General features: G+C 61.0%; 5 protein-coding genes. 2 read left to right on the top strand and 3 right to left on the bottom strand.

Going from position 1 to position 7,367, the window contains the following annotated elements:
* The first annotated feature begins 304 nt into the window (after positions 1-304).
* Positions 305-1,495 carry a benzoate/H(+) symporter BenE family transporter gene (locus DBR18_RS03860; RefSeq protein WP_108589320.1) on the top strand — a complete coding sequence of 397 codons (1,191 nt, stop codon included), beginning with the start codon at positions 305-307 and terminating at the stop codon, positions 1,493-1,495.
* A gap of 118 nt (positions 1,496-1,613) precedes the next feature.
* Here DBR18_RS03860 and DBR18_RS03865 read toward each other — a convergent pair whose 3' ends face one another.
* Positions 1,614-1,958, bottom strand: a complete 345-nt coding sequence (locus DBR18_RS03865) for a YggL family protein (protein WP_003223308.1) — start codon at positions 1,956-1,958, stop codon at positions 1,614-1,616.
* 233 nt (positions 1,959-2,191) lie between these two features.
* On the opposite strand from DBR18_RS03865, the gene dacB reads away from it, so the two are divergent.
* A complete protein-coding gene (gene dacB / locus DBR18_RS03870) occupies positions 2,192-3,652 on the top strand; it encodes a D-alanyl-D-alanine carboxypeptidase/D-alanyl-D-alanine-endopeptidase (protein WP_064586770.1) in 1,461 nt (486 codons plus the stop codon).
* A 112-nt stretch (positions 3,653-3,764) separates the two neighbouring features.
* Here the strand turns inward: dacB and DBR18_RS03875 are convergent, their stop codons facing one another.
* Together DBR18_RS03875 and rlmKL are read right to left on the bottom strand one after the other, a co-directional pair.
* On the bottom strand, positions 3,765-6,152 hold the full coding sequence (locus DBR18_RS03875) for a GGDEF domain-containing protein (protein ID WP_108589321.1): 2,388 nt from the start codon (positions 6,150-6,152) through the stop codon (positions 3,765-3,767).
* 146 nt (positions 6,153-6,298) lie between these two features.
* A partial coding sequence (gene rlmKL / locus DBR18_RS28680) for a bifunctional 23S rRNA (guanine(2069)-N(7))-methyltransferase RlmK/23S rRNA (guanine(2445)-N(2))-methyltransferase RlmL (RefSeq protein ID WP_256588524.1) occupies positions 6,299-7,367 on the bottom strand: 1,069 nt, incomplete at its 5' end.

The raw sequence follows: 7,367 nt of genomic DNA on the forward strand, positions 1-7,367 counted from the left end.
CAGTAGGTCGCTGGCAAGTATCGCGTAAAAAACAGCGCGATTGTACACAATGGATGGTGGCAACACGACTGTATGGCTGTTTGTGACCACGGCTGTATTGCAACGATCCGTTACGATTGAGTTTAGGCTTGATCGCAGAATCCGCCTTTGCGCACAACGGCTCTCATGTAGGAGCTGCCGAAGGCTGCGATCTTTTGATCTTGCTTCTGAAAATCAAAGTCAAAAGATCGCAGCCTTCGGCAGCTCCTACACAAGGTTCAGCGTAATTGCGGGGATCTTCATCTGTATAAGGAACACCGCCGTCATGAACGACGCCACCTACACTCGCCTGCGCCCCCTCGCCGACACCTCGCCTTCGGCCATCGTCGCCGGGTTCATCGCAATGATGACCGGCTACACCAGTTCCCTGGTGCTGATGTTCCAGGCCGGACAAGCGGCGGGCCTGAGCAGCGGGCAGATTTCCTCGTGGATCTGGGCGATCTCCATCGGCATGGCGGTGTGCTCGATTGGCCTGTCGCTGCGCTATCGCACACCGATCACCATTGCCTGGTCGACACCCGGCGCGGCGTTGTTGATCACCAGTCTCGGTGGCGTCAGCTACGGCGAGGCCATCGGCGCCTACATCACCTGCGCGGTGCTGGTAACCATTTGCGGGCTGACCGGTAGCTTCGAACGCTTGGTGAAGAAGATCCCGGCGTCGCTGGCGGCAGCGTTGCTGGCGGGGATTCTGTTCAAGATCGGCAGCGAAATTTTCGTTGCCGCTCAGCATCGCACCGGGCTGGTGTTGGGGATGTTCTTCACTTATCTGCTGGTCAAGCGCCTGTCGCCGCGTTACGCGGTGCTTGCCGCGTTGCTGATCGGCACCGCGTTGTCGGGCTTCATGGGCCTGCTGGATTTCAGCGGCTTTCATCTGGAAGTGGCAACGCCGGTGTGGACCACGCCGCACTTCTCGCTGGCGGCGACCATCAGCATCGGCATCCCGCTGTTCGTGGTGGCGATGACTTCGCAGAACATGCCCGGCATCGCCGTGCTGCGCGCCGACGGCTACAACGTCCCGGCCTCGCCGCTGATCACCACCACCGGCATCGCCTCCCTGTTGCTGGCGCCGTTCGGTTCCCATGGCATCAACCTGGCGGCCATCAGCGCAGCGATCTGCACCGGGCCGCACGCCCATGAGGATCGCAGCAAGCGCTACACCGCCGCGGTCTGGTGCGGGATTTTCTACGGGATTGCCGGAGTGTTCGGCGCCACACTGGCGGCGCTGTTTGCCGCGTTGCCGAAAGAACTGGTGCTGTCGATTGCCGCACTGGCGCTGTTCGGCTCGATCATCAATGGTTTGAGCATTGCCATGACCGAGGTGAAGGAACGCGAGGCGGCGTTGATTACCTTTATGGTCACGGCGTCGGGGTTGACGCTGTTTTCCATTGGGTCGGCGTTCTGGGGGATTGTCGCGGGAGTGCTCACCTTGCTGATACTCAATTGGCGTAAAGCTTAAAGCAAAAGATCGCAGCCTTCGGCAGCTCCTACAGAGATCAGTGTAGGAGCTGCCGCAGGCTGCGATCTTTTGATTCTGCAAAAAAAACGGCGACCCGAAGGTCGCCGTTTTTTCAGTATCACTTGGCCGCGTTGATCGGCTTTTCCGGATACCAGACGTCCAGCAGCGGGCTGACGGTCATGCCGGTCAGTTCGCTACGGTTTTTCAGCCAGGCTTCAACGGCAGCGCGCTGCTCTTCGTTGACCGAGCCACGCTTCTGCAGGCAAACCAGACCGAAGTCATCGCCACCCACATAACCCAGACCGTTGGCTTCCATGGCTTCTTTGATGAATGCTTCGAGGAAAGCGTCAATGGCTTCTTCGGACAAATCTTCTTTGAAGTCCAGGTTCAGTTCGAAACCCAGCTCTTGGAATTCATCAACGCACAGTTTTTTGCGCAGACGCTGGGAACGGTTAGTCGCCATTGGAACAATCCTCTTAAGTAATAACGGCCGGCACTTTACCAGTTTAAGCGGTCAATTGCCCGACTCTCTGGGGGCTGTGGCCGACCGCCCGTAAAAAAATAACGAAATGGCCGCCCCGGGCAAGGCACAAGCTGTTACACCTTGGGGCATAATGCCGACACTTTCATGACCACTGAGGGCTTTTTCATCCATGCCTTCGTTATTTCCCCCTCTTGTGCAGGGTTTTATTTCATATGATCAAATCGTTGCGTCCACTGTTTCTCGCCGGCCTGCTTCTGCCTCTGGCCCTGCCGGTTTCTGCAGCCACCATCAACACCGCCCTCACGCCTAACGTCGAAAAAGCCCTCAAGGCCAGCAAGTTGCAGCCCACCGCACTGTCGCTGGTGATGATCCCGCTCGACGGCCCGGGCAATCCGACCGTGTACAACGCCGACGTCTCGGTCAACCCGGCATCGACCATGAAACTGGTCACCACCTACGCCTCCCTGGAAATGCTCGGCCCCAACCATCAGTGGAAAACCGAGTTCTACACCGACGGCGACCTGAGCGGCGGCATCCTCAACGGCAACCTGTACCTCAAGGGTGGCGGCGATCCGAAGCTGAACATGGAGAAACTCTGGCTGCTGATGCGCGACCTGCGCGCCAACGGCGTGACCCAGGTCACCGGCGACCTGATCCTCGACCGCAGCTTCTTCATCCAGCCGCAACTGCCTGAGTTCAACGACGACGGCAACGACGAGAACAAGCCGTTCCTGGTCAAACCGGATTCGCTGCTGGTCAACCTCAAGGCCCTGCGCTTTGTCGCGCGCAATGACGGGGGCCGGGTGCTGATCTCGGTCGAGCCGCCGATTGCCAGCGTGCGCATCGAAAACACGGTCAAGGCGCTCAATTCCAAGCAATGCACCGGCGGTGTGCGCTACAACCCGGTGACCCAGCCTGACGGCAGCGTCACCGTGACCGTCGCCGGCCAGTTGGGCGATGGCTGCAGCTCGCAGACTTACCTGTCGCTGCTCGACCACGCGACTTACACCGCCGGCGCCGTGCGCGCGATCTGGAAAGAACTGGGCGGCAGCATCCAGGGCAAGGATCGCCTTGCCGCAACTCCGAGCAGCGCCAAATTGCTGGCCCGTGCCTACTCGCCGGATCTGGCGGAAATCATCCGCGACATCAACAAATACAGTAACAACACCATGGCTCAGCAACTGTTCCTGAGCCTCGGCCAGAAGTACCGCAACGAAGCCGACGGTGACGACGCCAAGGCCGCGCAACGGGTGGTGCGTCAGTGGCTGGCGAAGAAAGGCATCACCGCGCCGCACCTGGTGATGGAGAACGGTTCCGGGCTGTCCCGCGCCGAACGCGTCAGCGCCCGCGAGATGGCCAACATGCTGCAAGCCGCCTGGCACAGCCCGTACGCCGCCGAGTACATCAGCTCGCTGCCGATTGCCGGCACTGACGGCACCATGCGCAAACGCCTGAAAACCACCGCGATGCGCGGTGAAGCCCACGTCAAGACCGGCACCCTGAATACCGTGCGTGCGATTGCCGGCTTCAGCCGAGACGTCAACGGCAACACCTGGGCGGTGGTGGCGATCCTCAACGACAAGGCGCCGTTCGGTGCGTCGTCGGTGCTGGATCAGGTGCTGCTGGATCTGTACAAGCAGCCGCGCTTGCCGCAGACCGCTTCAGCCCTCTAAAAAAAGCAAAAGATCGCAGCCTTCGGCAGCTCCTACAGGGTGTACATCACTCCCATGTAGGAGCTGCCGAAGGCTGCGATCTTTTGATCTTCTGCAGGATTGCCGTAACGCCTCAGCTCATCTGCTCAACCCGATCACGCCCGCCCTGCTTCGCCGCATACACCCCCGAATCTGCCCGCAGCAACAGCGCATCCGCGCCCTCCCCCGGGCGCCAACTGGCGATGCCGAAACTGGCCGTCACCACCCCGACCACATCCACCGGCGCACTGCGCAGGCCTTGCCACAATTCCACCGCCAGCATGTACGCATGCTCACCGTCGATGTCCGGGCACAGCACCATGAATTCTTCACCTCCCAGGCGGCAGAACACATCGGTGCGGCGCAGGCGATGACCAATGCGCTCGCAAACCGCCTGCAGCACCCGGTCGCCCACGGCATGGCCGTACTGGTCGTTGATCCGCTTGAAGTGGTCGATGTCGAGCATGATCACCGACAGCTCGCCTCCGCCGCGCTCGACCCGGGCCATTTCGGTGGTCAGGCGTTCCTGGAAGTAGCGGCGGTTATGGATGCCGGTCAGCGAGTCGGTGACCGACAGCGCCCGCAGCTCCTCTTCCACCCGCTTCAGATCGGAAATGTCCGAGATGTAGCCGTGCCACAGCACGCCGCCGCCCGGCAGCTCTTCCGGCGTCGCCTCGCCACGCACCCAGCGCAGTCCGCGCTGCGGCAACTGCACGCGATACTCCTCGCGCCAGGGGCTGAGATTGTCCGCCGAGGCGCGGATCGAGGTGCGCACGCGGGTGATGTCCTGCGGATGGATACGGGTAAAAATCGCCTCGGCATTGAGCAGCAACACGTCCGGCTCCAGCTCGTAAATCTCGCGGATACCGTCACTGGCGTAGATCACGCTGAAGCGCCCGTCGAACTCCATCTTGAACTGGTAAATGCCGCCGGGCACGTGAGCGCTGAGTTTCTTGAGCAGCACATCCCGCGCCGCCAGCGCCTCGTGCACGCGCTTGCGTTCGGTGATGTCGATGCAGATCGCCAGATGCCCGACCCACAGACCCTGCTCATCGAGCACCGGCGTGGCGAGCATGTTGACCGGCAGGTGACTGCCGTCGCTGCGCACCAGCGTCCACTCACGTGCTTCGTGACCACCGACCTCGCCGCCCTCCACCAGCATCGCGTGGCAGGTCGGGATCGTCTTGCCGTAACGCGCACTCAATTCAGCCGAGCGCGCCGCCAGCTCTCGCGGCAGGTGCAGGTTTTCCAGAGTCATGTGGCCGACCACATCGGCGCTGCTGTAGCCGAGCATCTGCTCTGCACCCGGGTTGAACGTGTTGATCACCCCGCGCAGGTCCGTGGCAATGATCGCAACCTGGGTTGCGGCATTCAGCACGCCCCGCAACTGGCCGTGGGTGCCGCGCAATTCCTGCTCGCGCGCGTGCAGCTCCTGAGTACGCAGTTCGACCAGACGCAACGCGCGCTGGCGCTGGCTGACCAGCACGTACAGCAGCGCACTGAGCAGCAGACTGAGTAACGCACCCAATATCACCAGACTGCTGATCGACGAATGGTTGGCCTGCAAAAAGGCCTCGCTGGGCTGCATGTCTACCTGATAGTCATGGTCAGCCATGCGCAGCAACCGTGTGGCCGACAGGTCGCTGGCCCCGGCTTTGTTGGGTGACTCGTAGAGCACTTCATGCCGATCGTCGGTGGACAGGTCAAGAATGCGTACAGAGAGAAAATCCTGGTTGTCTTCGGGCAATCCGTCGGCCAGCAACTGGTGCATGCTGATGACCGCCATCACGTACCCCTGCGGCACACCTTTCGGCGCCCCTTCCTGACTGACCGGTGCCAGCAGCAACACGCCCCGGGCATAGGCCGGATCGATGCCCACCAGATGCAATGGCTGGGACACCGCCATTTGTCCGGTACGGTCGGCGCGCTCCAGCGTCGCGCGACGCAAGGGTTGCGCCAGCAGGTCGTAACCCAGCGGCGGGGGCAAACGGCTCTGGCTCTGGGTGTAGATCACCGGCACGTATTCGGGGCGATCGCCGGCGGTCTGCAACTTGTCGTCAGCGTTCAGTTCACGAAAGGTAAAAGTGCTGAAGCCTTCGGCACGCACTGCCTGTTCGATGGCCGGGCGTTCGGCACGGCTGACCCGTGGCGCATAGGAATAGGCCTGGGTTCGTAACAGCAGAGGTTTGGCATAGCCGTCGAATTCGGCACGGGAGACCGAATCGGAATTGGCGAAAAAACGCCGCAGTCCATCCAGACGCTGTTCCTGATCCTGGAAACGTTCTTCGATGCGGCTGTAACGTTCATTGGCCAACAACTGGAAGCGTTGATGCAGTTGTTGATGAAATTGATTGAGGGTGGCCCAGGCGAGCAGCCCCGTGAGAATCCCGCCGGCGAGCAATACCAGCAGCGCGACCAGCCAGGCCGAGACTTCTTCACTGATAAAACCCAATATCTTCGGGCGCACGGGGTGCAACGACATAGGGGCAACTCACGACGCCACTGTTCCGGGGAAATCCCCACTGGCCATGAGTTGAGTTATAGCTATTAGCCATTAATTTGGCTAGCTCTGATCGGATCCAAGAGCCTTTAAAAATCAAGGCTCTGTGGATCCAACCAGACCGAGCGTCAACGAGCCGTGATTTTCCAGGCGCGGTGGATCTTGGTGTTACGGGCGAAATCCGGATCGATGGTCTGGGCGCTGATTTCCTCGACCGCATAACGCTCGGCGAGGTTTTCTTCCAGCTGGAACTTGCGGAAGTTGTTGGAGAAATACAGCACGCCGCCGCTTGCCAGACGCGCCATCGCCAAGTCGATCAACTGCACCTGATCCCGCTGCACGTCGAAGATGCCTTCCATGCGCTTGGAGTTGGAGAACGTCGGCGGATCGATGAAGATCAGGTCGTATTCGTCGCGGGAATTCTCCAGCCAGGCCATCACGTCGCCCTGCTCCAGACGGTTCTTGTCGGAGAAGCCGTTCAGCGACAGGTTGCGTCGCGCCCAGTCCAGATAAGTCTTCGACAGATCGACGCTGGTGGTGCTGCGCGCACCGCCCTTGGCCGCGTGCACGCTGGCGGTCGCGGTGTAGCAGAACAGATTGAGGAAGCGCTTGCCGGCGGCTTCTTTCTGAATACGCATGCGCATCGGCCGGTGATCGAGGAACAGCCCGGTGTCGAGGTAGTCGGTAAGGTTCACCAGCAGCTTGACGCCGCCTTCGCTGACCTCATTGAACTTGCCCTGCGCCGCCTGACGCTCGTACTGCTTGGTGCCGCTCTGGCGCTCGCGGCGCTTGACCACTACGCGGCTCTTGTCGACGCTCAGCGCCTGCGGGATAGCGGCCAGAGCATCGAACATGCGCGCCGAGGCCTTTTCCGGATCGATCGACTTCGGCGCGGCGTATTCCTGCACGTGCACCCAATCGTGATACAGGTCGATGGCCATGGCGTATTCCGGCATGTCGGCATCGTAGACGCGGTAGCAGTCGATGCCCTCGCGCTTGACCCACTTGCTCATCGCCTTGAGGTTCTTTTGCAGGCGGTTGGCAAACATCTGCCCGCCTTCGCTCAGGCGCGGCTGCTCGATCACTGGCGCCGGGGCTGGCGTCGGCTTGATCGGGTTGCCGTTCTTGTTGAACTTGCGCTCCTGCGGCTCGTTCGGCGTCTGATCGTAAGCCGCTTGCTCGCGCTCGGCCTGACGC

Source organism: Pseudomonas sp. HMWF021, from assembly GCF_003061005.1.
In the GTDB taxonomy this organism is placed as follows: Bacteria; Pseudomonadota; Gammaproteobacteria; order Pseudomonadales; family Pseudomonadaceae; genus Aquipseudomonas.

Excerpts from the sequence above, each read along its gene's own strand:
- DBR18_RS03865 (WP_003223308.1), bottom strand. The coding sequence starts at position 1,958 with ATGGCGACTAACCGTTCCCAGCGTCTGCGCAAAAAACTGTGCGTTGAT.
- dacB (WP_064586770.1), top strand. The coding sequence starts at position 2,192 with ATGATCAAATCGTTGCGTCCACTGTTTCTCGCCGGCCTGCTTCTGCCT.
- DBR18_RS03875 (WP_108589321.1), bottom strand. The coding sequence starts at position 6,152 with ATGTCGTTGCACCCCGTGCGCCCGAAGATATTGGGTTTTATCAGTGAA.
- DBR18_RS03860 (WP_108589320.1), top strand. The coding sequence starts at position 305 with ATGAACGACGCCACCTACACTCGCCTGCGCCCCCTCGCCGACACCTCG.